Source organism: Pseudomonas sp. WS 5532 (genome assembly GCF_012985445.1).
Lineage (GTDB): Bacteria > Pseudomonadota > Gammaproteobacteria > Pseudomonadales > Pseudomonadaceae > Aquipseudomonas > Aquipseudomonas edaphica.
Genome location: NZ_JAAQWK010000021.1, coordinates 56,405 through 81,614, shown reverse-complemented (window position 1 = coordinate 81,614; position 25,210 = coordinate 56,405). Strand labels below are relative to the sequence as shown.

25 protein-coding genes and 1 pseudogene are annotated in these 25,210 nt (G+C 62.0%); 12 read left to right on the top strand and 14 right to left on the bottom strand.

Annotation, left to right across the window (positions count from 1 at the left end):
- Positions 1-31: 31 nt before the first annotated feature.
- Entirely contained in the window at positions 32-454 is a 423-nt protein-coding gene (hpaR, locus tag HBO23_RS27110) for a homoprotocatechuate degradation operon regulator HpaR (protein ID WP_138453172.1), read from the bottom strand.
- A gap of 208 nt (positions 455-662) precedes the next feature.
- Between hpaR and HBO23_RS27105 the strand changes: the two genes are divergently transcribed.
- From HBO23_RS27105 to HBO23_RS27085, 5 genes are read left to right on the top strand one after another with little or no spacing between them, the layout of a single operon-like run.
- Entirely contained in the window at positions 663-1,961 is a 1,299-nt protein-coding gene (locus HBO23_RS27105) for an FAD-binding oxidoreductase (protein WP_170040424.1), read from the top strand.
- Between the two features lie 30 nt (positions 1,962-1,991).
- Positions 1,992-2,357: a cupin domain-containing protein gene (locus HBO23_RS27100; protein WP_138453175.1), complete on the top strand. Its 366-nt coding sequence runs from the start codon at positions 1,992-1,994 to the stop codon at positions 2,355-2,357.
- A gap of 11 nt (positions 2,358-2,368) precedes the next feature.
- A complete protein-coding gene (locus HBO23_RS27095) occupies positions 2,369-3,190 on the top strand; it encodes a molybdenum cofactor biosynthesis F family protein (RefSeq protein ID WP_170040422.1) in 822 nt (273 codons plus the stop codon).
- On the top strand, positions 3,183-3,986 hold the full coding sequence (locus HBO23_RS27090; protein ID WP_138453179.1) for an SDR family oxidoreductase: 804 nt from the start codon (positions 3,183-3,185) through the stop codon (positions 3,984-3,986). The genes HBO23_RS27095 and HBO23_RS27090 overlap by 8 nt, the downstream gene beginning before the upstream one ends.
- Positions 3,976-4,731, top strand: a complete 756-nt coding sequence (locus HBO23_RS27085; protein ID WP_170040420.1) for an SDR family oxidoreductase — start codon at positions 3,976-3,978, stop codon at positions 4,729-4,731. Before HBO23_RS27090 ends, HBO23_RS27085 begins: the two co-directional genes overlap by 11 nt.
- A 120-nt stretch (positions 4,732-4,851) precedes the next feature.
- On the opposite strand, the gene feaR is transcribed toward HBO23_RS27085, so the two are convergent.
- The 3 genes from feaR to HBO23_RS27070 form a co-directional block, all read right to left on the bottom strand.
- Positions 4,852-5,793, bottom strand: a complete 942-nt coding sequence (gene feaR / locus HBO23_RS27080) for a transcriptional regulator FeaR (RefSeq protein ID WP_138452224.1) — start codon at positions 5,791-5,793, stop codon at positions 4,852-4,854.
- A 112-nt stretch (positions 5,794-5,905) separates the two neighbouring features.
- Positions 5,906-6,472, bottom strand: a complete 567-nt coding sequence (locus HBO23_RS27075) for a DUF3156 family protein (protein ID WP_170040418.1) — start codon at positions 6,470-6,472, stop codon at positions 5,906-5,908.
- Positions 6,435-7,934 (bottom strand): APC family permease, encoded by a 1,500-nt coding sequence (locus HBO23_RS27070; RefSeq protein ID WP_170040416.1) that lies wholly within the window; start codon positions 7,932-7,934, stop codon positions 6,435-6,437. Before HBO23_RS27070 ends, HBO23_RS27075 begins: the two co-directional genes overlap by 38 nt.
- 216 nt (positions 7,935-8,150) lie before the next feature.
- On the opposite strand from HBO23_RS27070, the gene HBO23_RS27065 reads away from it, so the two are divergent.
- Positions 8,151-9,473, top strand: a complete 1,323-nt coding sequence (locus HBO23_RS27065) for a hypothetical protein (RefSeq protein WP_138452231.1) — start codon at positions 8,151-8,153, stop codon at positions 9,471-9,473.
- A gap of 38 nt (positions 9,474-9,511) precedes the next feature.
- On the opposite strand, the pseudogene HBO23_RS27060 reads toward HBO23_RS27065, so the two are convergent.
- Positions 9,512-9,985, bottom strand: a pseudogene (locus HBO23_RS27060) (flavin reductase family protein); the annotation flags it as partial.
- A gap of 57 nt (positions 9,986-10,042) precedes the next feature.
- On the bottom strand, positions 10,043-11,212 hold the full coding sequence (locus HBO23_RS27055; protein ID WP_138452235.1) for a p-hydroxyphenylacetate 3-hydroxylase oxygenase component: 1,170 nt from the start codon (positions 11,210-11,212) through the stop codon (positions 10,043-10,045).
- A 236-nt stretch (positions 11,213-11,448) separates the two neighbouring features.
- Here HBO23_RS27055 and HBO23_RS27050 point away from each other — a divergent pair, with 236 nt between their 5' ends.
- The gene (locus tag HBO23_RS27050; protein WP_170040414.1) at positions 11,449-12,936 is read left to right on the top strand and encodes an aldehyde dehydrogenase family protein; all 1,488 of its coding nucleotides are present in this window, start codon (positions 11,449-11,451) and stop codon (positions 12,934-12,936) included.
- A gap of 34 nt (positions 12,937-12,970) precedes the next feature.
- Here HBO23_RS27050 and HBO23_RS27045 read toward each other — a convergent pair whose 3' ends face one another.
- The 5 genes from HBO23_RS27045 to HBO23_RS27025 all read right to left on the bottom strand — a co-directional run bounded on the left by HBO23_RS27045 (position 12,971) and on the right by HBO23_RS27025 (position 17,576).
- On the bottom strand, positions 12,971-13,903 hold the full coding sequence (locus HBO23_RS27045; RefSeq protein WP_170040412.1) for a pyridoxamine 5'-phosphate oxidase family protein: 933 nt from the start codon (positions 13,901-13,903) through the stop codon (positions 12,971-12,973).
- Between the two features lie 76 nt (positions 13,904-13,979).
- On the bottom strand, positions 13,980-14,867 hold the full coding sequence (locus tag HBO23_RS27040) for a LysR family transcriptional regulator (protein WP_017139574.1): 888 nt from the start codon (positions 14,865-14,867) through the stop codon (positions 13,980-13,982).
- Entirely contained in the window at positions 14,867-15,787 is a 921-nt protein-coding gene (locus tag HBO23_RS27035; RefSeq protein ID WP_017139575.1) for a LysR family transcriptional regulator, read from the bottom strand. Before HBO23_RS27035 ends, HBO23_RS27040 begins: the two co-directional genes overlap by 1 nt.
- A 178-nt stretch (positions 15,788-15,965) precedes the next feature.
- Positions 15,966-16,598 carry a glutathione S-transferase gene (locus HBO23_RS27030; RefSeq protein ID WP_017139576.1) on the bottom strand — a complete coding sequence of 211 codons (633 nt, stop codon included), beginning with the start codon at positions 16,596-16,598 and terminating at the stop codon, positions 15,966-15,968.
- A 105-nt stretch (positions 16,599-16,703) separates the two neighbouring features.
- A complete protein-coding gene (locus HBO23_RS27025; protein WP_170040410.1) occupies positions 16,704-17,576 on the bottom strand; it encodes a LysR family transcriptional regulator in 873 nt (290 codons plus the stop codon).
- A gap of 292 nt (positions 17,577-17,868) precedes the next feature.
- Here HBO23_RS27025 and HBO23_RS27020 point away from each other — a divergent pair, with 292 nt between their 5' ends.
- Together HBO23_RS27020 and HBO23_RS27015 are read left to right on the top strand one after the other, a co-directional pair.
- Positions 17,869-18,642 carry a glucose 1-dehydrogenase gene (locus tag HBO23_RS27020; protein ID WP_099549962.1) on the top strand — a complete coding sequence of 258 codons (774 nt, stop codon included), beginning with the start codon at positions 17,869-17,871 and terminating at the stop codon, positions 18,640-18,642.
- 13 nt (positions 18,643-18,655) lie between these two features.
- Positions 18,656-19,702 (top strand): L-idonate 5-dehydrogenase, encoded by a 1,047-nt coding sequence (locus tag HBO23_RS27015; protein ID WP_170040408.1) that lies wholly within the window; start codon positions 18,656-18,658, stop codon positions 19,700-19,702.
- Between the two features lie 203 nt (positions 19,703-19,905).
- Here the strand turns inward: HBO23_RS27015 and fetB are convergent, their stop codons facing one another.
- Together fetB and HBO23_RS27005 are read right to left on the bottom strand one after the other, a co-directional pair.
- Complete coding sequence (fetB, locus tag HBO23_RS27010; protein ID WP_017139579.1) at positions 19,906-20,700, bottom strand: iron export ABC transporter permease subunit FetB; 795 nt, start codon at positions 20,698-20,700, stop codon at positions 19,906-19,908.
- A complete protein-coding gene (locus tag HBO23_RS27005; protein ID WP_169988666.1) occupies positions 20,697-21,380 on the bottom strand; it encodes an ATP-binding cassette domain-containing protein in 684 nt (227 codons plus the stop codon). The genes fetB and HBO23_RS27005 overlap by 4 nt, the downstream gene beginning before the upstream one ends.
- 174 nt (positions 21,381-21,554) lie before the next feature.
- Here HBO23_RS27005 and HBO23_RS27000 point away from each other — a divergent pair, with 174 nt between their 5' ends.
- Complete coding sequence (locus HBO23_RS27000) at positions 21,555-22,760, top strand: DUF1835 domain-containing protein (RefSeq protein ID WP_170040406.1); 1,206 nt, start codon at positions 21,555-21,557, stop codon at positions 22,758-22,760.
- Positions 22,761-22,767: 7 nt separating this feature from the next.
- Here the strand turns inward: HBO23_RS27000 and HBO23_RS26995 are convergent, their stop codons facing one another.
- Entirely contained in the window at positions 22,768-23,289 is a 522-nt protein-coding gene (locus HBO23_RS26995) for a chemotaxis protein CheY (protein ID WP_099549957.1), read from the bottom strand.
- A 194-nt stretch (positions 23,290-23,483) separates the two neighbouring features.
- On the opposite strand from HBO23_RS26995, the gene HBO23_RS26990 reads away from it, so the two are divergent.
- Together HBO23_RS26990 and HBO23_RS26985 are read left to right on the top strand one after the other, a co-directional pair.
- Positions 23,484-24,167: a molecular chaperone gene (locus HBO23_RS26990; protein WP_225933001.1), complete on the top strand. Its 684-nt coding sequence runs from the start codon at positions 23,484-23,486 to the stop codon at positions 24,165-24,167.
- Positions 24,168-24,190: 23 nt separating this feature from the next.
- Positions 24,191-25,174 carry a fimbrial protein gene (locus HBO23_RS26985; protein WP_026013883.1) on the top strand — a complete coding sequence of 328 codons (984 nt, stop codon included), beginning with the start codon at positions 24,191-24,193 and terminating at the stop codon, positions 25,172-25,174.
- The last annotated feature ends 36 nt before the right edge of the window (positions 25,175-25,210 follow it).

Below are 25,210 nucleotides of genomic sequence, written 5' to 3'. Positions count from 1 at the left end.
AGCCAGCTCCCACATTTGGATGTGTGGTGATTCAGCGCTTGATGTTCTTCAGCTCATCCAGCAGCCCCAGCAGCGCCTCAAACTTGTCTGCACCAAACTGATCCTGCAAACGCTGGTAGTTGGCCTCCATGCACTGGCTCATCGACTCAAAGCTCGCCTTGCCCTTGTCGGCCAGGGTCACCAGTACACGGCGCTGGTCTTGCTCGGCCTTGCGGCGGTGCACCATGCCGGCGTTTTCCATGCGCACCAGCACGCCGGTCATGCTGGGTTTAAGGATGCAGGCCAGTTCCGCCAGCTGGTAAATCTCCAGCTCACCGTACTGTTCGAGGATGCGGATGATCCGCCATTGCTGTTCGGTCAGCCCGTGTTCATTCAGGGATGGGCGGAAAAAACTCATGGCGGCTTCGCGGGCTTGCAGCAGCGCCAGCGTCAAGGATTGTCGAGGTTTGGACATAGGGATCAGGGTCACGGGTTATTTAGTTAATAATTTAACGAAACTCTAGCATTCCCGGTCGCCCAGCGCGCTATAACTTGTTGGCAACAGCTGCCCGTGGCGCGCTGAATCAAAAGCCTGGGCACGCAGGGTCAAGACTTCCATCCCGCCAGGGTACCTAATGGAGGCATCCGCTTTAGAGCCTTCCTTCACCTTTTCAGGCTGCGCCATGATCAACATTGAAACCCCCACGTATTACACCGCAACCAAGAAGTACAACCTCGGCTTTCCCACGCTGGAACAGGATATCGACGCCGACGTCGTGGTGATCGGCGGCGGTTTCTCCGGCATCAATACCGCCCTTGAACTGGCGGAAAAAGGTATCACCAACATTGTTGTGCTGGAGGCGCGCTACCTGGGCTTTGGCGGCACCGGCCGCAATGGCGGGCAGATCATGGCGGGCATCGGCCATGACCTGGAGAAGATCAAGAAGGATGTGGGCGAAGACGGCCTGCGACAGGTCTTCGAGATCAGCGACCTGGGCGCCGACATCATCAAGAACCGCATTGCCAAGTACAACATCGACGCGGACTTCTGCCACGGCTACGGCTACATGGGCTTCAACGCCCGCCAGGAAAAAACCCTGCGCGCCTGGGAGAAAGACTTCAAGTCAATCAACAGCCAGCACGAGATTCGCTTCCTGGGTGGCTCCGACGTGCAGCAGATCATCGGTTCCAACGCCTACACCAGCGCCCTATTGCACATGGGCGGCGGGCATGTGCATTCGCTCAACCTGCTGCTGGGCGAGGCCACGGCGCTGGCGGGCCACGGTGTGCGGATTTTCGAGAACAGCCCGGCCCTGGACGTCAGCTATGGCGAGCGCATCACCGTGCGCACCGGGCGTGGTTCGGTGCGCGCGAGCAAGTTGCTGTGGGCCTGCGACAGCTTCCTCAACAAGCTCGAACCCGAGCTGCACCGCTCGACCATCAACACTTACGCGTTCCAGATGATGACCGAGCCGTTGTCAGAAGAGCTGATCCAGCGCATCAGCCCGATCCGCGGGGCCTACAGCGATATTCGCCCAGTGATCGACTACTACCGCGTGACCAATGAAAACCGCCTGCTGTTCGGCGCCGCGACACCCTTGGTCGAGCATATCCCCGGTGACCTCAAGGCCTGGAACCGCAACCTGATGCTGAAGATTTTCCCTTACCTCAAGGACGTGAAAATTGATCTGGCCTGGGGCGGCCCGATGGCGTGCAGCCCCAATCTGTTCCCACAGATAGGCACCTTGCCGGGACGCAGCAATGCGTTTTTCGTACAGGGCTATTCGGGCTTTGGCGTCACCCCCAGCCACATCATCTGCAAGGTCCTGGCCGAAGGTATGAGCGAAGGCTCGGCACGCTATGACCTGGTCAGTTCGATTCACCGCCCGACCATCATCGGCAAGGACGCGATCCGCCCTCTGTTGCTAACGGCGGGCAAATCCTGGCACCAACTTTCCGGCTACTGGAACGGGCGCCGCTAACCCCCTTTTTACTCATCAGGAGCAACTGCCATGACCCTTACCACCATCAAGCACAACGTCCAGCTGTCTGAACTCGATGCCTGGGGCACCGTGGCCGACCTCGGCTCCGAGATCCTTGCAGGCGAAGTGCGAGCCTTCGGCAAGATGACCTTCGGCGCGCCCACCGACCCGGTCAGCAGCGCATATTTTGGCACGACCCAGGGCAAGTTCCGCATGGTCTACCCGTTTGCCGAGCAGGCCACGGTGGTCAGCGGCGAAGTAGTGCTGACCGACGAATCCACCGGTCAATCGACGCGTTTCAAGGCCGGCGACAGCTGGTTCGTGACCAAGGGCACGCCCGTGCTGTGGGAAGTGGTCAGCGAGCATTTCGTCAAACACTACTTCGCCGTTGCCTGAGGAGGCCTCCCATGACGAGTTCCCCAGACTGGATCACCGTGGGCGCCCTGGCCGACGGTTTCGCTCCCCAAGCCTTTATACTGCCGAACCTGGCCGAGCTGGCCGGCAAGACCTTCACCCTGCACTTTGAAAATGGCTGGCAGATCGAGCACCGTTTCGCGCCGGAGCGCCTTAATTGGCACGCCGCCGACGGTCATTCCAGCGGCAGCGCAGCCTACCGCGCCACCTCGATTCGAGCGGGCCTGTACCTGGTCGACTTCATCAAGCATGAGGCTGGCCAAAGCTGGTCGATCAGCCTGGTGCTGGATACGCCGAATGCGTCCTTTACTGCCGTGATCGGGCGTATGCCGGACCCGGCAGAGACCCACGAAGGTCTCTACCACCGAGCCCTGGCCGGCAAACCGCTGACCTCGGTGCAGGTCGACTTCCTGCACGGCAGCCTCGACCGCCCGTGGCAGGACGGCCACTGCAAGCACGCGCCAACCGATGAGCTGGTGGGCCTGCGTAACCAATATCGCTACAGCCCCAGTGAGGTCTACGAGCACATCTACCTCAATGAGCGCTTCTACGCCTGGCAATGCTTGAAGGGCGTGGAGCAAGGCCTGTGCGACATCGACCGCTGCCATTACTACAAGATCGCCGAGCAGTTGTACCTGTTTGTGTGGCAGGAGAAGATTGTGCCCACCCTCGGACTGGTGTTGATCGACCTGCAACAGCACCGCAGCGACGGCAAGATCTTCGGCTATGCCGGGGCGTCGTTCGATGCGCTGTCGAACTTCCCGATCAGCTCGTATTGCCAGGTGCTTAACCGCACGGAGTACCCCCGTGACTGAGCCGCGCACGGTGGTGATCACCGGGGCCGGCACCGGCATCGGCGCCGCCTGCGCGCGCCTGTATGCCGAGCAAGGTGCGCAGCTGGTGTTGATCGGGCGGCGCCGTGAACCCTTGGAACAGGTGGCGCGCGACACCGGCGGCTTGATCCTGGTGGGCGATGCCGCCTGTCCTGGCACCTGGGACGGGTTTATCCGGCTGATCCATGAGCACTACGGGCGCCTCGATGTGCTGCTGGCCTGCGCCGGTGGCCATGGCTTGGGCAGCGCCACCCAGACCAGCTCCGCCACCTGGGAAGGCGCCCTGCGCAGCAACCTCGACAGCGCGTTCTACAGCGCCCGTGCCTGCTTGCCGTTGTTGCAGGCAAGTGCGGGCAACATCGTACTGATCGGCTCCATCGCCTCCTTGGCGGCGGGGCCGGAAGTCTGCGGCTACACCACCGCCAAGCATGCGCTACTGGGGCTAAACCGCTCGCTCGCGCGCGATTACGGGCCTCACGGTGTGCGGGTGAATGCCGTGTGCCCCGGCTGGGTAAAAACGCCCATGGCCGATGCGGAAATGCAGCCCTTGATGGACGCCTATGGCGATACCTTGCAGCAGGCCTATGCACGAGTTTGCGCCGACGTGCCACTGCGTCGGGCCGCCCAGCCCGAGGAAATTGCCAAGGTCTGCCGCTTCCTGGCGTCCAGCGATGCATCGATCATCACCGGGGCGACGATAGTGGCCGACGGCGGTTCAAGCATTGTTGATGTGCCGACCTTGGCGTTCACGCGCCTGGAGGCCAGCCATGCGCCGTGACCTGGATTTCCGCGGGCAAGTGGTGCTGGTAACTGGCGGCGCCCAGGGCATTGGATTGGGCATTGTCGACGCGTTTGCCCAACGTGGCGCGCAGGTGGTGATTGCCGATCGGATGTTGGCACAGGCCCAGGCTGTGGCCGCTGAGCTGTGTGCACAGGGTTATCGCGTGGAGGCCGTCGGAGTTGACCTGGCGGAGTCGGACGCGGTGTTTGCTTGCGTTCAGGGGCTGGCACGGGTGGATGTGCTGGTGCACAACGCCGGGTATTTTCCGTTGACGGCGTTTGACGACATTACCCCAGAGATTCTGCAGCGCACCTTGGCGGTGAACCTGTCGGCGTTGTTCTGGCTGACTCAGGCGGCGTTGCCGATGTTTCGTGAGCAAGGCCGTGGTTGCGTACTGGTGACGTCTTCAGTCACTGGCAATCGGGTGGGTTATCCGGGGCTCACTCACTATGCGGCGTCGAAAGCCGGGGTCAATGGTTTTATCCGCAATGCGGCGTTGGAATTGGCGTCGTTGAATGTGCGGGTCAATGGTGTGGAGCCGGGGATGACCGCTACGCCAGCGATGGGGAACCTGGGTGATGCTGCGTTGAATGACAGCATTGCCGGGCGCGTGCCGTTGGGGCGCCTGGGTTCGGCGCAGGATATTGCTGGGGCGATGGTGTTTCTGGCTTCGGATCTGGCGGGCTACATCACTGGCCAGACCTTAGTGGTGGATGGCGGTTCAACCCTGCCAGAAGTCTAAAACCCAATTCCAATGTGGGAGCTGGCTTGCCTGCGATACAGCCACCTCGGCGTGTCAGTCACACTGCGGTGATGCCATCGCAGGCAAACCAGCTCCCACACCAGCCCACAACGCATTTTCTTACGCCCCCACCGCCTGCAACCGGCTGGACCGGAAATCCTTGGGCGACAGCTCAAACTGCTTCTTGAACGATCGGCTGAAATGCGCCGAATCCGTAAACCCCCACTTATACGCAATCGACGTAATCGACTCACTGCGCAAAAACGGGTTAGTCAGGTCATCCGCACTGCGCTTGAGCCGCGCCCGCTGGATATAGCGGCACACACTGTCATCCTGTTCCTCAAACAACCGATACAAATGCCGCACCGAAATATTCAGCCGGTTGGCCAAACCCACCGGGCTCAGGCCGGGTTGGCTGAGCGACTCGTCAATCACCTTCTGCACATAGCTGCGCAGGTTATTGCCCTGCAACGCCGCCAGCCCTTCGCGGCACTCGTCACCCTGCTCCAGCGCCGAACCCAACAGCGACACAAACGCCGTCTGCAGCGCCGCCACTTCGCCCGCCCCATCGGCCGTATCGTCCTTGCACAGCTGGTCCATCAACACATGCAACATGCGCCCACAGGCCTTGGTCGAAGAAATTTTGCCAAACGCGCGCGACTCCCCGCCCAAGTGCTTGCACACCTCAGGCCGCGACAGCGACAGCGACGCGTGTTCGATCAAGCCAAAAGGGGTAATCTCGATGGAGCCCACCGAGTCCATCAACAGCATCTCGCCAGGCGCCAGTTGCAGGATCTGGCCGTTCTGCACAATTTGCGAATAACCGCTGCGCTGGCTGACCAGGAAACACTCCTGGTCGTTGTCGTGGTCGGCATGGTGCGTGGGGCGCTTGATCAGCCCGGCATTGGTGCGCAGGATCGCCAGGCCACGGGGCAAGTTGTTGATCTCGCCGATAAACAGCGAGCGGTTGAAGGCCAGTTCCGTGTCGAAGTGCCCACACGCAGCGCGCAGTTCGTGGTTCCAGCTGTCCAGCCCGTCGTGTGCCTGCTGTTGGATGCTCATGGGGTGCCTCCGCAATGGCTTGTTCTTGTTGTTCTGCTGCAATAGTTAACATGTTATCTATATGCGCGCAACAACTACCGGTTTACCCTTGCAGAAGCACTATTGATGCCAATCAGAGGTTCGACAACACCCGTTGCAGCCCCACCAGTGTCACCAGCAAATGCTCGCTCTGCACAGGGCTCAGGGCAATGTAACGCCGAAACGCCGGCAGGCGATTGACCACCTCGCTGCCGCCCATATGTTCCAGGCGCACACACCATTGCTGGTCCTGCAACTCGATACGCAGGCGCTTGAAATCCAGCGGCATCAAAGCCCGAAACAACGCCTCATCCGCCAGCAAACGCGCCTGCAATTCACGGCCCAGCGCCTGGTTGCCTGCACGCCGGCGTACACGCACGCCAGTGCGCCGAATCGCGCCGCCATGGTGCACCGCAAAACTGCCCGTGCCTCCTGTCGTCGCAGGCACATGCAGCACGAACTCGGTCATGACCAGGTGCATCAGCAACTGCGATTCGGCGCGTTCGACAATCTCGAACGCCACACCCTCCACTTCCAGTGTCGCCAGCCCCAAATTGCGCCGCAGACGCTCCAGCGTTACCCCAGGCCGATAGCCGGAAGGCGCACGATCCGCGCGAAACAGCTCAAACAGCTTTTGCCGCAAAGTCGCTATAACCTTCATGGGAATGCCCCGGTTCATTGCCGAATTCCTTGGCCAGCACCTCCTCCACGGAGGCCGGCTTGAAGGGGTTGACCTTCTGCACCACGAGGGTCCAGAACAACGCATAGGCGGCGGTGATCGCCAGCATCACGCCGAACGGCACGTAGATATCCGCCGGGTTCATGCCCGGCGGTGTGATAAACCACATGCCCAGCAAGATGCCGATGCTCGAGACGATCTGCGGCAGCGGGAACCACGGCGAACGGTAGGCCCGTGGCAAATCCGGGCGACGAATGCGCAGGCTCACCACCGACACCGTTACCAGCAGATAAGCGAAACTCCAGGCACACACCGCCGCCAGCACCAGGTGCATGATGTTGTCGGTGTTGCCGCCCAGGTACAGCGCGTGCAGACACGGAATCAGCATCGCCACCAGGATGCACAGCAGCGGTGTTTTAAAGCGCGGGTGCAGGTAGGTAAAGACCTTGGGCAATGCACCATCCACCGCCATGCCGTAGAGAATCCGCGGCACACCGGCCATCAGGGTATTGATGGTCGCCGCGCCGGCAAACAGGAAGCCGATGCCCAGCCACAGCGGGCCGACCTGCCCCATCACCTGCTCGGCGAACTTGGGGATGGCCATGGGTGTGTCCAGCAGGTGCACGCCCGACGCAGCGTCCAGCACCACGTTTTCCACTTGGCGCTTCATTGCAGCGCCGTAGATGAACATGCACGTGGCCACGCCCACCAGCCCGAGCATCATCGCCCGGGGCATGACCTTGGCCGATTGGCGCAGGTCTGGCGCCAGCGGCGTGACGAACTCGCAGCCGACGAACATGAACATCGCCATACCCACCAGGGACAGCACGGTGATCGTGTCGGTGCCGACCAATGACACGCCGAACCAGCCGTCCAACTGCACCGCTGGCGCGGCGATCAGGCCAAGCACGCCGAACACCATCAAGGTGGTCCACATGCCAAAGGTGAGGATGATTTCTGCCCGGCCGAAAGCGCTGACACCAAAGGCATTCAGCACCCCGAAAACAACCACGAAGCCCACGCCCAGCAGCCAGGAACCGCCAGCGGACTCGGCCAAGGTATTGAGGTGCTCGAAGTTCACCAAGGCCATTACGCCGGCTAGAATGGTTTCGGCGGTGCCGGCAAACACGTGCACGATCAGGTAGGCCGACAAGGTGCCGGTGATCGCAAAAAACCGCCCCATGCCGCAGTTGATGTAGTCGTACACCGAGCCGGTGGTGGGCAGGATCGAGGCGGCTTCGGCGAAAGTGGTGGCCTGGGCCAGCATCATCACCACGGCGATCAGCATCGCCAGGGCAAACGCGCTGCCGCCGATGCCGAAGCCCATGGTGGCGGTGAGGATCACCGGGCTGGCCATGATCAGGCCAATGGTACTGGCCAAGGCGGTGGGAAAACCTACCGTGCCCCGGTTGAGGTGCGCGGTGAGTCGGTCATTGATCGACATAATGGGGTCCTCGAAAGCGTTTTTTTAATGTGCCAGCACTGTGCGCCCCACCCAAGTTGGTCGTCTTGCCCCTGTCTGCCGCCGGTTTTGTTGCTGCCTGCCACGGCGTATTGCCTGGCGGCCAGGGTCAATTCCCTGGCACGCAAATGAAAGACTTGCGCCTGCAGCGCTCGCCCTAATGCGCCCTCACTCTTAACCAAGCTGGGGACAATAACAATGGAGCACACACTGAAAAACCGTCGCTTGCGCCAGGCGGTAGGGCTGGGCATCGCGTTGCTGGTCGGCAAGGTTCAAGCCATCGAGCTGTACAGCGATGCCGACACCAGGGTCACCGGTAACTTCCTCGCCGTGTACGGCATGTTCAATAGCCCGAAAAACTACGACGGGCGCAGCGGCGGCTCGACCTGGCGTGAGGCGTTCATTAAGTACGGCCTGAGCGTCGAGCAAAACCTGGGCAACTTTGGCGGCGTGTACGGCACCGCCAACCTGGTGAGTTCCGGCACCTGGGGCGATGGCGATGCGTCCGGGGTCACCAACGGCACCGAGCGCACCACCAAATTCGACGAAGCCTTCGCCGGCTGGCGCTCCGGTGACCTGTTTCCGGCGCTGGGCAAGGATGGCGTCGACCTGTCCTTCGGGCGGCAAATCATCACGCTGGGGGACGGTTTTATCATCAACGACGACGGCCCCAACCTGGGCAAGGGCGTGGGCGATGGCGAGTTCAATCGCGGCGGTGCCTACTACATTGCTGCGCGCCACGCGTTCGACAAGGCGGCGGTGATCCGCCTGGGCGGCAAGGACGGCGTGCACGGCAGCCTGATGTGGCTCAAGTCCGACAACCCGGCGCAAGCCATGACCGAAATGGCCATCAGCACCCTCGATTACAGCGCCGCGCCGGGCACCTTGGGCCTGACTTATATTCACGGCATTGACGTGGATGAGCGCTACGCCACTGACCTGCAACGCCAGCGCAAGGGCATGAACCTCTATAGCCTGCGCGGCAGCGGCAATGCCGGTATCGATAACGCGCACTTTGCCTTTGAACTGGCGCGTCAGGACCGCCGCGACAGCCAGCAAAACGCCGGTTACGCCGAGGCCGGCTACACCTTCGCTGGCTTGCCGTGGTCACCCGACCTGACCTATCGCTATGCGCGCTACTCAAGAAACTGGGACGGCATGTTCTCAGGCTTCAATCGCGGCTACGGTACCTGGGTTCAGGGCGAAGTGGCGGGCAACTATTCCGGCCCCTACAACAGCAACACGGGGGTGCAGCACGTGGCGTTCAAGCTCAAGCCACTGGACAACCTGACCCTCGGCGCGTTGTTTTTTGACTACAGCACCGTCAGCACCCGTGGCCAGCTCAACCTGGATGGCCGTGAGCTGGACCTGTACGCCGAGTGGGCGGTCAACGAGCACCTGATCATTACGCCGCTGATGGGCCTGTACAAGCCCAACAAGGATGCCGAAACCGGCGGCAACCAGGTCGTCGGTAACGGCACCAATGTCTACAGTCAGTTGGTGGTTGCCGTACCGTTTTGAAGCCCTTCGGGCGCGCACGGACGCAGCGCCTGAACCTCTGCGTAAGCGCCTTGGTGATAAAGCAACGGCGCACGCCCGAAGTCATCAAAGGCCACTACCTTGCCGATCATGATCCAGTGATCGCCACCGTCGATCTGCTGGTATTTCTCGCAATGAAAGCGCGCCGAGCAGTCGGCGAACACGGGCGAGCCACCCTCGCCCGGTTCGTATTCGATCAAGGCGAAACGGTCTTCACGCGGGCGCGCAAAGTTATTCGACAGGTGCACTTGGTCGGCAGCCAGTACATTCACGGCAAAGTGGCTGGCCTCCTCGAACACCTCGTGACTGCTGGAGCGTTTGTCGATGCTCCACAGCACCAGCGGCGGGTCGAGAGACACCGAGTTGAAACTGTTGGCAGTCACACCGACCTTACGCCCGGAGGCGGTGGCGGCGGTGACCACGGTCACACCGGTGGCAAAATTGCCCAGGGCGCGACGAAAGGCGCGTGGGTCGAAAAGGCTGCTGTCAGACATGCAAGACTCCCGGACGGCGGCTAAACGGCCGCCCTGATTAGTGTGGTGGCAAACCCGTCAGACCATGCTCGGGTCAGGTTCCAGGCCCATCAGCTCGCGGCCGAGGATCTGCGCACAAACGTCGTAGTCGGTGTAGGCATGTGCGCCGGTCATATGGGAATCGCGGAATAGGCGCTGCATCTCGTTATGCTCGAACCAGGCATTGCCGCCTGCTGCCGCAAACAGACGGTCCACCGCCTCGATGCACATTTTGGTCGCGTAGGCCTGATTGGTGCGCCAGAACGCCAGGGTTTCGCGGCTGGGATATTGGTGCGCGGCGCTGTGCTCGGCATGTTCCTGCCAGGTCTTCTCCAGGAAGGCGCGAGCGGCGGCGACCTGATGGGTGGACTCGGCCAGGCGCATCAAGGCCGGGGTCGCCGCGCCCACGGCAGCGCCGGTGTAGGCGCGCACGCGGGTTTTGGTTTTTTCGCGGAACACCTCCAACATGCGCTCGGCCACGCCCAGGCTCACGGTGGAGAACCCGCTGGCGAAATACGGCCGGTACGGCGCGTAGAAAATCTTGCTGTCGGGGTAGAGGCCAAAGCCTGCGGATTTGCCTTCCATCATGTCCTTGGCTTTCTGGATACGATGCTCGGGCACCCAGGCACGGTCGATGATCAAGGTCTTGGTGCCGCTGCCTTTCATGCCGGCGGCGTACCAGTCGTCACGGATCTGGTAGTCGCTGCGCGGCAGCACGGCGAAGCAGTAATCCTGGTTGCCTTCGGCGTTCTGGCGACGGCAGCCGACAATCGCCCACTCGCCATGGTCGCAACCACTGCTCCAACCCATCTCACCGCTGAAATACACGCCGCCCTCGCCCTCGGTGACACGCCCGAAGGGCGCAATACTGCTGCTGGCGGTGGCGTCGGGGTTCGCACCCCAGATTTCTTGCTGCAACTGTACGCTGAACAACGCTAACTGATGGCTGTGAGTACACAGCAAACTCATGGCCCAGGCAGTGCTGGCGCAGCTGCCGGCGAGCAAGGCGATGCAGTCGGCGAACTCGGGCAGCGAGAGTTCCAGGCCGCCAAAGGCTTTGGGCTGAAAGGCACGGTGCAGGCCGATACTTTTGAGCCAGGCGATATTTTCATCCGGCACTTGGCGCAGTTGTTCGGCACGTGCGGTATTCGCGGCAATGGCAGGCAAGAGAGGTTTGAGGTCTTCGAGCAGCGGGTTTGGCTTTTTCATGGATAGCCCTGCTTATTATTGGAAGTCCGGCAGGCGCTCCGAGGTCAAGAGCGGCGCTGGATGCAGGCCCAGTATCGGCCGCGGGGCAGCGGCGCAACATGCACATTCGGCAGGCAAGGTTGTACTTTTCACAAGCACGGCAGGCACAGGCATAAAACCTGGCAGGCACAGTCAAGCCGCCTCCAGGAGGGTTGGTTACCCTCGAGTTTTCCTTTGTGAACTGCCAGGAACCTGCCATGAGTGATATTGCGCTGCTGCCCCACGTCGAAACTTTTTTACGTCGCCAACATGGGCTGTTTATCGACGGCGTCAGCGTGCGCAGCCACGCCAGCCAGACGCTGACAGTGACCAACCCGGCAACCGGCCAGGTGATCGCAGAGGTTGCCGATGCGGACGTGGCGGATATCGACGCGGCGGTGGCTTCTGCCAATCGGGGTTTTAAGCAGTGGTCCCAGGCCGCACCCGCCACTCGCGGGAATGTGCTGCTCAAACTGGCCGATCTGTTGGAGCAAAACCGCGAAGAACTGGCGCAGATCGAAACCTGCCAGTCGGGCAAGATCATCCAGATTTCCCGAGCATTCGAGGTCGACCAGGCGACGCACTTTTTGCGCTACTACGCCGGTTGGGCCACCAAGATCAGCGGCCAGACGCTCACGCCATCGCTGCCCTCCTTCAATGGCGAGCGCTACACCGCCTTTACCCTGCGTGAACCGGTGGGCGTGGTGGTGGGCATCGTGCCGTGGAATTTCTCGACCATGATCGCCATCTGGAAACTCGCCTCGGCGCTGGTCACCGGTTGCAGCATCATCATCAAGCCCAGCGAATTCACGCCGCTGACGATCCTGCGCATCGCTGAACTGGCGATCGACGCCGGGTTGCCTGCCGGTGTGCTCAACGTGCTGACGGGCGGCGGCCATGTCGGCAAAGGCCTGGTGGAGCATCCGGGCACCCACAAGGTATCGTTCACCGGCTCCGTGCCCACTGGCATCGCCGTCGGCCGCAGCGCCATGGGCGCAGGCCTGACCCGCGCAACCCTGGAGCTGGGCGGCAAAAATGCCGCCGGATTCCTGCGCGATATGGACGTGGACAAAGCCGTGGGCGGCATCATCGAAGCCGGTTTTTTACACTCCGGGCAAATCTGCGCGGCGGCCGAACGCTTTTTCGTGCATCGCTCGCAGATCGACGCCGTGCTCGACACGCTCAGCCAGCGCCTCAGCGCCCTTAACATCGGCTCGCCCCTGGACGAACGCACCGAATTCGGCCCGGTGACTCACCGGCAGCACCAGCAAAAACTGCTCGGCTACATCAATCAGGCCCGCGCCGAAAAAAACACAATCATTCACGGTGGCAACCTGATCGAGCGCCCCGGCTCCTACTTCGAACCCACCGTGATCCTGGCCAATAGCATCAACGACACTCTGCTCAACGAAGAAACCTTCGGCCCCATCGCCACCTTCCTGCCCTACGACAGCGAAGACGAACTGCTGGCACTGATGAACAACGGCCCTTATGGGTTGAGCGCCAGCCTGTGGACCAACGACCTCGGCAAGGCGCTGCGCATGATCCCGGCCGTCAATGCCGGCACTGTGTGGGTGAACATGCACACCCTGCTCGACCCGGCGGTGCCGTTTGGAGGCAATCGGTCTTCGGGGGTTGGGCGCGAGTTTGGCAGTGCGTTTATCGAGGATTACACCGAGCTTAAGTCGGTGATGATTCGGTACTGATTACACATGCTGTAAACACTACCTCCCACAGAAGTTACCAACCGCCCATCGCCAGGTTATGCGGCGAAAACTCCGCAAAATGCCAGCGCAGCGCCAATGCCGCCGGGCGGCGTACTACCTGCTCCACGGTCACTGTCCACAGCCGTTGGGCGCCCTCGAACCTGGCCACCTCAGGCCCGTCGAGGATCAGCGAAGTGCGCCCGGCAACCTGCAACACATCGCCCGACTCAAAATCAATAAACAGCAACCCCGCCACCGGGTTGAGCTGCAAATTGCCCAAGGTATTGAAGAACAGGTTGCCGGCAAAATCCGGGATGGTCAGCACGTCGCCTTCAACCCGCACAAACCCCGTATTGCCGCCTCTGTGTGAAACGTCCACCGAGCGTGCGCCATCCACGTCGGCGTAGCTGGCGACGAAGAAAGTGTCGGCGCTGCGGATCAACATTTGTGCCGCAGCGTCCAGGCTGTTGAGGCGCTCGACCGTGGTGCCGGGCTTGCGGGCGATGCCGTCGACGGGCCGCAACTGGATGTATTTGGGGCAGTTGCCATAGGTGTGCACCACATCGACCGAAAAACCTTCGTGGTCCAAACCACCGATGCGGCCGTTCATGCGGTTGCGGCGCCGGGTGTTGAGGTCAATGCCGAGCAAACCCACGCTGGCACCTAAGTGCAAGGCGCCAAGCGCCGGGTCGCTTTTGGACGGCAAACTGTCGATCTGCAAGGTGTGTGGGTCGGGTGAATGCGCAAAGCCCGGCGCGCCTTCAAGCATGGTCGCCCAGGGAATGCCCTGGGGATCCACCACGCCGAGCATCAGGTAGGGCAACAGCGGGTAGAAGTCGCGATGCTGCTCCGGCAAGTGATCGCGAATCACCTTGAGCCCGACCACGGCCATGCGCTCAGCCGCACCAGCGCTTGCTTGCAGGTGCCGTTCGCCGGCATGCCAGGGAGATTGTTCGACTGGGTTCATGTTGAGCACCTCAGGTTGGATGCGCCCATGCTGCGCCCCACCTGCCAACGTGAGAATGCCCACACTTGGCAATCCACTATTTCACCGACTGAAATGCCGGATGCTCACGCAGCGCCGCCACACAGTGGTCGACAAAACTGCGTACGCGCATCGGTGCGTTGCGGCCCTCGCGGTACACCACATGCACCGGCAACGGTGGCTGTTCAAAGTCAGGCAACACACGGCGCAACTGGCCGCTCTGCAGGTGCTGGTGCAGCGGGTAACTCACGCAACGAATCACCCCCGCACCCTGCACCGCCGCATTGATTGCACCTTGCACGCTGGCACAGCTCAAGCGCGCGCGGGCCTTGAGCTGCAAGCCTTGGAAATCCCAGGCCACCGGGTCGGCACTGGCAATCAGCCGATGCTTTTTAAGCTCGCTCGGATGTCGGGGTTCGCCATGGGCGGCGAGGTAATCGGGGCTGGCGCAGAGGATATGCCGCACCTGCCCCACCGGCCGAGCGATGAGCGATGAATTGGGCAATTCGCCGACCAGGATCGCCACATCCAGCCCCTCTTCGTGCAGGTTCGGGTAGTAGTCGTGGTAGCGCGCCACCAGGCGGACGTCGGGGTAGTTGTCCATATAGCTGGCCAATACCGGCGCCATCACATAACGGCTGAACAGAAACGGCAAGAACACCTGCAAATTGCCCTGGGCCTGCACGTGCAGCCCCTTGGCCGAAGCCTCGGCGGTATCGACGGCTGCCAGCAACCGCACGCAATCGGCCAGATAGGCGCTGCCCGCTTCGGTCAAGCTCACGCCGCGTGTGCTGCGTTGCAACAACGGCACCCGCAGGCGGGCTTCCAGGCGAGCAACCGCACGGATCAGGGTCGGGCCGGAAACCTGGGCCTGGCGCGCCGCCGAAGCCAGGCTGGGCTGATCAGCCAGCGCTGCAAACAGCTGCATGTCGCGATAGCGTTCCATCAGCCGCGGCGCTTCATCGCCGGGTTCAGGGCAGCGTCCTGCCCGAGGCGATGGGTGAGGAAGTCCACAAAGGTGTGGACCTTGGCCGGTACGCGGCCGCTTTTCTGGAACACCACCTGGATCGGCAGCGGTGGCGGTTCAAAAGCCTCCAGCACAACCTCCAACTCCCCCGCCGCCACCGCTGCCGCGACCTGATAAGACAGCACCCGCGTCATGCCCCAACCCAGGCGCGCCAGGTTGATCGCCGCATTATTTGCCGTGACCACCAGACGCGGCTCGATGGGTACCGTCAACGGCTGCCCGGCGTCGACGAACGCCCATTCACTTACCAGCTGGCTGGAGGATGACGTGACGATCTTGGCTTCACGCAACTGCTCAGGCCGTTGCGGCCGACCGTGCTGGTCGAGGTAACCGGGCGATGCACACACCACCCGGCGCACTTCCCCGACCTTTATGGCCTGCTGTCCAAGTTCTTGCAGATGACCGATACGCACGGCCACATCGACGCCTTCGTCGGTCATGTTAACCACACGGTCGACCAGTAAGGCGGTGATATTTACCAAGGGAAAGCGGTCCAGGTAATCCCCCAGCACCGGCGCCACATACAGCTCGCCGAACAGCACCGGCGCGGTCACCGTCAGGTGGCCGCCGGGGATGGAGTAGCTGCCCGCCGCCGCTTCCTCGGCTTCATCGAGCTCGGCCAGGATGCGTCGGCAATCTTCCAGGTAACGTTGGCCGGCTTCGGTCAGGTGCAGGCTGCGGGTGGTGCGTGCCAGCAACTGCGTGCCGATACGCTGTTCCATGGCGGCAATCGCTCGGGTCACGCTGGGCGGCGAGGTTTTCAGGCGCCGCGCAGCGGCAGCGAAGCCCTCCTCCTCGGCCACCGCCAGGAATACCTGCATCTCATGAAATCGATCCATCGGCACGCCTTCTCATTAGCTGAAAACTACTCACCCGTGGCGAGGGAGCTTGCTCCCGCTGGGGCGCGCAGCGGCCCCCAAAAAAATGACCGCGTATTGCCTGAATTAATGCGCTGCCCTTATTGGGGCTGCTGCGCAGCCCAGCGGGAGCAAGCTCCCTCGCCACAGGGGGTTCACATTACTTTGCTTGCAGACCCACGGCGCTGCGCGGCATGCCGACAAACCCCGGCAACGCCTCGATGCGAGCAAGCCAGGCACGCACTTGAGGGTAGTCGGCCAACGACACATTGCCTTCCGGCGCGTGGGCCACGTAGGTGTAGAACGCCACATCGGCGATGCTCGGCTGCTCACCAACCAAAAAGCGGCTTTGGCTCAGTTGTTCGTCCACCAGCTTGAGCAGCGCATGGGAACGGCTGATGGCCGCGACTGTATCGACTTCGGCACCAAACACCACCGCCAACCGCGCAGCAGCGGGTCCGGCGTGCAGTTGGCCGGCAGCCGCCGACAACCAGCGCTGCACGCGAGCCTGGCCGACAGGGTCGCTCGGCAGCCACTGGCCGTTGCCATATTGGTTGGCGAGGTACACCAGAATCGCGTTGGAGTCGGCCAACACCGTGCCGTTATCGTCAATCACCGGCACCTGGCCAAAGCGGTTGAGGTGGGCGATAAAGTCCGGCGCTTTTTGCGCGCCTTGCTTGAGGTCGACCAGGATAAATTCACTGGGCAAGCCCAGCAACGACAACATCAGCTCGACCCGGTGGGAGTGGCCGGACAAGGGGAAACCATAAAGCTTGATCGCAGGCTGGGACATGAGAGGCTCCAAAAGTGGGGGTGTTGACGCCACACATACTCCACCGCTGCCCTGATCGATGGAATCACCAGACTTTACAATCGAGCATTTCACTCGATGAAACAATCACTCGCCAAACAATTCCACGATCAGGTTGAACAAGGTGGTCTTCACCGCACTGTCCAACTCGGTCCAGGCCAACCCCGTGGTGGCCTGAAACCCACCCAATTGCAAAGGCCGCGACACGCAATTGACTGGCAACGCCCGCGCCGCCTGCTGCGGCAACACGCCGATGCCCAACCCGGCGGAGACCAGCGCGAGCATGGTGGTGAACTCACCCAGTTCGCTGGCGATGTCCAAGGGCATGCCGACGGCCTGGATAAACTCATCGTAGAACCCCGGCGCGTAACGCCTGGCGAGGATATACACCGGCCACGTGAGCAGGTCGGCAGGCTGGATGGACTCCAGGGCGGCCAAAGGGTGGTCCATCGGCAGCGCCACGCAGAAACTCTCACGCAAGACCGCACGGGTCTGCACGCCGGGGTGGGCGGCCGGCAGGCGCATCAGGCCGAAATCCAGCTGGCCATTCTTTAACGCGGCGGCTTGGTCGGGGCCGGGCATGTCCTTGAGTTCCAGTTCGATACGCGGGTAACGCTGATGCACCGCGCGTATCAGTTGCGGCAGCAATTGCGGCAATACCGAGGACACAAACCCCAGGCGCACCCGGCCGATTTCACCGCGGTGGGATGCCCGCGCCGCCTCTGCCGCCCGAGCGGCCTGGTGCAAGGTGGCCTGGGCCTCAGGCAAGAACGCCCGCCCCGCTTCGGTGAGTGTGACCGAGTGGCGGTTACGATCCAGCAGGCGCACGCCCAAGCCGCTTTCCAGCAGCTTGATCTGCATGCTCAGCGCCGGTTGCACGATCGACAGCTGCGCCGCTGCCCGACCGAAATGCAGCTCCTGGGCGAGCACCACGAAGGCGCGCAAGTGCTTCAACTCCATTAAATTCTCTCAGCCATTAGAAACGGTTATCACAAACGGTGATCACCCGATCACAAATGAAAATTGGACGCTGCCCAGCGCCTGGGGTGAAGTAAGCCCAATTCATACACGATATGACGGGGCGTGGCCTATAACAATCCGAACACGGACCCCACGTATCTGCTGCGGGTCGCGCTGATCACGATTATCGGATAGATATTGTTGATCACCCACCTCAAGGTCCATCCCTTTGTCGCCCTGGAGTTCATCATGCTGCTGTCGTTGGTAGTGTGAAGCGTTAGGAGAGGTAGCCATGCAAAGCGTTCTAGACAACTTCCGCCTTGATGGCCGGCTGGCGCTGGTCACCGGCTCCAGTGCCGGTATCGGCCTGGCGATTGCCCGCGGCCTGGCCCAGGCCGGGGCGCAGGTGGTGCTCAACGGGCGCAACCGCAGCACCTTGCGCGATGCGGCGGCGCTGCTGGCGGCCGAAGGGTTGACGGTGCACACCCAGGCGTTTGACGTGACCGACAGCACGGCGATCCAGGCCGCCGTGGCGGATATCGAAGCGCGCCTCGGCCCGCTGGAGATCCTGGTGAACAACGCCGGCATGCAACGGCGTGGGCCGCTGGAGGACTACAGCGAACAACACTGGCGCGAGTTGATCAGCACGAACCTGGACAGTGCCTTTCTGGTTGGGCAGGCCGTGGCGCGGGCGATGATCCCGCGCAAGCGTGGGCGCATCATCAATATCTGCTCGGTGCAAAGTGAGCTGGGCCGCCCCGGCATCGCGCCGTATGCGGCCAGCAAAGGCGCGCTGAAAATGCTCACCAAGGGCATGGCCATCGATTGGGGCCCGCATGGGTTGACGGTCAATGGCATCGGCCCCGGTTATTTCAAGACGGAGTTGAACGCCAACCTGGTGGCCAACCCCGAGTTCAGCGACTGGCTGGTGCAACGCACACCGAGTCGCCGCTGGGGCGACGTGGCCGAACTGGCCGGTGCCGCCGTGTTCCTTGCCAGCGATGCTGCCAGCTTCGTCAACGGCCATATTCTGTACGTCGACGGTGGTATCACCGCTTCGCTGTAATCCGGAGAATTGTATGCACGCTATCGTCTGTCACGCCTCCAAAGACCTGCGGGTCGACCCCCAGGACGAACCGCAATCCCTCGCCCCCGATCAACTGCGCGTGCGCATCGCCCGTGGCGGCATCTGCGGTTCGGACCTGCATTACTACCAGCACGGCGGCTTCGGCACCGTGCGCCTGCGCGAGCCGATGGTGCTGGGCCATGAAGTGTCGGCGGTGATCGACGCCGTGGGTGCGGATGCCGGGTTGTTCAAGGTCGGCCAGCGCATCAGCGTATCGCCGTCGCGCCCGTGCGGCGGTTGCCGCTACTGCCATCAAGGGCTGCCGAATCATTGCCTGAACATGCGTTTCTACGGCAGTGCGATGCCGTTTCCGCATATTCAGGGCGCGTTTCGCCAGAGCCTGGTGATCGAGACGCATCAGGCACATCGGCTGGCCGACCACGTGAGCCTGGCCGAAGGTGCGCTGGCCGAGCCGCTGTCGGTGGGCCTGCACGCGATTCAACGCGCCGGCGCGGTGTTCGGCAAACGCGTGTTGGTGACCGGTTGCGGCCCCATCGGCAACCTGCTGATCGGTAGCCTGCGCGCCGCCGGTGCCGGTGAAATCGTCGCCGTGGACCTGTCTGCCAGCGCCCTCGCCTGCGCCGAAAAAATGGGCGCCACGCGCACTCACAACATTGCCGACGGCGCGGATGCGCTCAAGCGCTACACCGCCGAAAAAGGCTATTTCGAGGTAATGTTCGAAGTCTCCGGAAGCGCCCAGGCCTTGCGCAATGGCCTGGAATGCATCGCGCCACGGGGTGTGCTGGTGACAGTCGGACTCGGCGGCGATGTGTCGTTGCCATTGAACCTGCTGGTGAGCCGCGAGATCGACTTGCGCGGCACCTTCCGCTTTCACAGCGAGTTTGCCCAGGCGGTGGATTTGCTCAATCGCGGGATCATCGATGTGAAACCGGTGATCTCCCACACCGTGCCGTTTGAACAGGCGGTGCAGGCGTTTGAACTGGCGGCGGACAAGACCCAGGCGATGAAAGTGGTGCTGGATTTTGGTGTGGCTGACTGAGCTTGATTCACCGTTGTGGCGGCCTTCTGGCAGGACGGGGCCCGGTCAAATGTGGGAACTGGCTTGCCTGCGATTGCATCACCTCCGTGTACCTGATGTACCGAGGTGCCCGTATCGCAGGCAAGCCAGCTCCCACAGAAAAGCGTCATGTGGGTTGAGCAGCGGGCGTCAGGTGACGGGACGGCCAGACCAGCACCTGAGGCTCAAGCGCGTTCCTCTAGCCGATCGCGCAAGAACCGATGGCTGTTGGAAAACAACCGACGGTAGGTGAGCAGCACCGCACCTACCGTGCCCAAGGCCGAGGACGCGGCGATCAGAAACATGATCACGATCTGGTAACGCACCGCGTCCACCGGGCTTTCGCCGGCCAGTACCTGGCCGGTCATCATGCCGGGCAGGCTGACGATGCCGACCACGGTCATCTGGTTCAGCGTCGGGATCATCCCGGCGCGCACGGCCTGGCGGATCGCCTCCTGGGCGGCCTCCCAGCGTGAACCGCCCAGTGCCAGGATCATCTCGATGGTGTTGCGCCCCGAGGTCAGTTCCTGGGTCATGCGCTCAATGCCCAAGGACACGCCGGTGAGGGTATTACCGAGGATCATGCCAAGGATCGGAATCGCATACTGCGGCTCGTACCACGGATGGATACGGATCACCGCAAACAACCCCACCGCCGTGACCAGCCACGAACTGCCCCACACCGACAGAATGCTGTCGACCCGTTGCCCACGGTAAGTGCGGCGCCCACGCCCCGCTGCGGATAACCCGGCGATCAGGGTCATCGCACACATCAGCGGCAGCACCACATACCAGTAGGCAAACTCGAACACCCAACCCAGCAGGTAACCGATGGCCAGCAATTGCACCACGGTACGCACGGCCGCCCACAGCAATTGGCGGCCCAGGCCCAGACGCAGCAACAGCGACAGCGCGCCGTTAATGAGGATCAGCGAGGCGGCGATGCCCATGTCCAATGCCGTGAGGTTTTGATAGTTCATGGCTGGGCGGCTCCGCTCAGGACACCGGCACTCATGTGCAGGTGAATGGCGCTCATGCGCCGGGCCTGGTCGAGGTCGTGGGATACCCAGATATAGGCGCGGGCGTTGTCGGCGGCATACCAGGCGCTGATCAGTGCCTCGACATCGCGCGAGGACGTGGGGTCGAGAGCGGCCGTCGGTTCATCCAGCAACAGCACTTCGGGGTTCAGTTGCAAGGTGCGGATCAGTGACACCACCTGGGATTCACCACCGGACAGGTCGCCGGCGTTTTTGCCCAGGAAGTCCGGGCTTTTACCGGCATGTTCCAGCAGTTTGGTCACCGCTTGCAGGTCGAAGCTGCGCGTGCGCAGGGTCTTGAGGCTGAACGGGAAACGCAGGTTGTCCTCCACCGTGCCCTCCAGCAGCGCCGGGCGTTGCGACAGGTAGCTGATGTGGCTGCGATAGTGGGGAATCTGCGCATTTGCGATCGGCTGGTTGTTCCACAGGATCTGCCCCGACGTGGGCGCATCCAGCAACGCCAGCGCGCGCAGGAACACGCTTTTACCGGAGCCGGAGGAGCCGGTGATGGACACACGGTCGGCGCGTTTCAGGCTGAAATCCGTGGGTTGCAGCAACGCCACTTGGCGCCGCTCGTCCCTGCGCGTGAGGGCGCGGGTTTCGATCAATACGGTGTCTGTCATCAACTCGGTACTCGGCTCGACGGCTTGCAATCCACAACTCCACTGCCTATATTTCGTGCCTGGCGCACTCCACGCCACCTTCCGCGGAAAGGGCTGCGCCCAGGATCCTGACTGAATATCACATTTCTACGACTCCCAACCTGAAAGCGGAAAAGGTTTGTGCAAGGAGATCGTATGTCGCAACGCCTCTCATCCTCGAATACCGACGGCCGCCTCAACCTTGAGCAACAGCGCAAGCGCGCCAAGGAACTGTTGCCACGCCTGAAAACCCTCGACCCGCACGCCACCTTGTCCCAGGCCCAATGGCAGGTCGCCAGGCAGCTGGGTTTCAGCAGTTGGCCCAAACTCAAGGCGCATGTCGACGCCATCGACTTCGCCGCCCGCCACCCGGACTTTGCTGCCAGCGATGAAGCCCGCACCACCCACTGGCGCTGTGGCAGTGACATTGCCCACAGCTTGCAACTGGCCGGGTTCAAGGGGCAGTTCCGCATGCTCACCGATCCGTTATGCATGGGGCCGGTGCGCGATGTGCCCAGTGAAGATTTCCGCGCGATGCGCAGTGCCTTTATCAGCCAGGCCTTTGCCCTGGACGCTGCTGAAGTCGCCCACCGCGTCAATGATGAATACGACCACCTGCAGGCCCTGGCCAGCGCCGATCACAGCGTGCTGTGGTGCGAAGCGGACGCCTATGATCAGCTGTTTCTGGTCCGCGCGCTGGCCGGTCTTGAGCGCGCGCCGAAAAAGCTCGAGCTGATCGAAGTCGACCGTATTCCGGGTGTCGAACGCTTTATCGGCATCGGCCAGCTGGCGCCCGATGTATTGGCGTGGTTGTGGCCCCAACGACGCTTGATCGATGACGCAGCGGTGCAACTGGCCCGACAGGCCTGGGCGGCTTACTGCGACAGCTCGCCGGTCAAGCTTGCGCAACTGGCTCACGGCAACCACCCGGCCCTGCCCTTTCTAGCCAACGCGTTGTTGCGCCAGTTGCAGGAGTTGCCCGGCATTGAGGATGGCCTGTCACTGACTGAACGCTTGTCGCTGCGCTACATCGCCGAGGCCGGGCCGGTGCCGTTCGGCCGGGTGTTCGCCGAACTGATGGCCAAGCGTGAGCCGCTGCCGTTCCTGGGCGACATGATGTTCCACGCGCTGTTGCGGCCATTGATCGACGGCCCGACCCCCTTGCTGATAGAAACCGCAACCGAGCGCGACTGGCCGCGCCGCGAGTTGGCGCTGACACCATTGGGGCATCGAGTGCTGGGCGGCGAGGCTTATTGGTTGGACCACGCCGGGCATGAGCGCTGGGTCGGCGGCGTGTGCCTCAAGCCCGGCCAGCCGCATTGGGCGCTGGCCGAAGACTACCGTCCTGCCTGGCGCAACTGAGACCGGCTCAGCGCTTGGGCGATAACCCGACGGCGCACGCCATCACTGCCGGGTCGCCCAGGTAAACGCTACGCGCAGCCGTCGAGGGTGCAGCGACCCGGCTGTCGACAGCGCGCAACATCGGTCGCTCAACCGTCGGCAGACTATGCAGGGGGTCGACAATCTCCATGCAGCGGCGCAGGGAGTTGAAATCCGGCGACTGCGACAGTGACAGGTGCAAGGTCTGGCTCACCGACACCGACACCACCGAGCTCTGTGCGCATTGCCCGTCGTAGATCAGCGTATGGCGAATCAATGGGTTGTCATGGCAGTACTTCAACAGGTTGACCTGCCGCGAACGCACCAGCGCCGTATTGATGATCAACAGGTCGAATGCCACGCAACCGGAGCGCGTCAACGCCTGCAATTCGTCGAACGAACTCAAGGGGGCGATGCGGTGGTAGCCCAGCTGGTTGAGCATTTTCTCCAGCTTGATCCGCTGCAGCAGGTCTGCATCGGCAATCAAAAGGCGTAAGGCTTTATTGGACATAGGGTAAACCTGACAGTTGGGCATCAGCGTCGATCATTCAACGTCGAACACGGTAACTGTCGGGGCTCGAACATGCCTTTAAGGCGATTCTGAAACGGGCACTGCACGCTTTTAAGAATCGCCTCAAAGCCCTCGCACTCACCCGCCCCTACCATGGCTGCGTTCCCACACGTTGCCATGGAATTTTTGTGTTCATGTTTTTACTCAGAATGATGCTGCTGGCCGGCGGGCTGCTGGTGCTCGCGCCACCGCCGGCCGGCGCGGCGCTGAAGATCGAAGGCACACGCCTGATTTATTATGGCCAGGACAAGGCCGCCGGCATCAGCGTGGTCAACCCGGCCTCACAGCAAGTGGTGGTACAAACCTGGATCACCAGCGAGGACGAATCAGCCGACAGCCCCGTGCCGTTTGCTGCCACCGAGCCGTTGGTGCAACTGGGCGCAGGCGAGCATCACATGCTGCGCATCTTGTATGCCGGTGAAGGCCTGCCCGCCGATCGCGAATCGCTGTTCTGGCTCAATATCATGGAGATTCCGCTCAAATCCGCCGACCCCAACAGCGTGCAGTTTGCGATACGCCAACGGCTCAAGCTGTTCTATCGGCCACCGGCGCTCAAGGGAGGCTCGGCCGAGGCGCTGCAGCAGTTGGTGTGGAGCCGCGATGATCACAGCGTCATCGCCCACAACCCAAGCGCATTCCACCTGTCGTTGATCAATGTGCAGACGGACACCCAGCAGCTCAGCGACTACCTGCTGCTCAAACCCCTTGAGAGCAAGCGTCTGAGTACAGCGACCGCTTTGCCTACAGGATCCACCCTTCACTTCACCGACATCAACGATATCGGTTTGCAGGCCCGCCATAGCGCGGTGCTCAAGTGATCAATCGCGGGAAACTTGCATTTATGTCTCTCACCAAACGTTTACTGCCCCTTCTACTGTGCGGCTGCGCGGCCCTTCCTGCCACAAGCTATGCACTGTCGTGCGTGGAAGATGGCAGCGGCGCCTATGTCGATATCAACCCGCTTGGCACCTCATTGGCGGTTGCGGCTGATGCACCGGACGGTACGATCATCTGGGAGTCGGGCCCACGCTCCACGAATGTGTTGTGCAAGGACGACCGCAACCACGGCCGCGAAGAAGTGTATTTCTACGTCAACCCGGCCAACGTCAGCATCGGCCAAGGCATCCGCGTAGGCATCCGCTACAACAACGCGCCCATCACCCAAAGCACCGGTAAGGTCGGCACCGGTTTTTACTCGGACCGCGGTTGCAACTGGTCCAATTGCACAGGCTGGGACAAAGCGCGCTTTACCCTGAACTTCAGTGTATTCATCGAAAAATACGGCAAGACACCGCCCAGCGGTCAAGCCAGCACCCTGGCTCAATATCGCGTGTTCCAACTCGACGGCGTACGCGGGCTCAACACCAACCCCAACAGCAACCTCAACTACATCGTCACCGGCATGAACGACATCCGCTTCGTGCCCTGCGCGCCCGAACTGACCATTACCCCCAGTGTCGTCAACTTCCCCACCCCATCACGCAAGGCGCAGGTCGGCGCCGTGGCCAGCACCGCGAACTTCAACCTCAGCCTGCGCAAAGTCTGTGACACGCCCTACACCGTCAATGCACGCTTCGCCACCACCCCAGGTGGCGGCAGTGTCATCAACGGCTTGCTGGTGCCGGCCAACAACAGCTCGGTGGGCATCTCATTGTCTCGCGCCGACAGCGATCAGCGCCTGCCCTTCAATGACTGGTTTACGTTGCAGACACTGATGGGCTCCGGCCAGGCACGCAATGATTTTCGCGCCGACCTGAGCTGGCGCACCCTGCCGATTCCGGGGGCTTTCGAAGCCGCAGTGGTGGTGGACATGTTTTACAAGTAGCCGACGACTTTAAGGATCGTCTTATGCCGTTGGCAT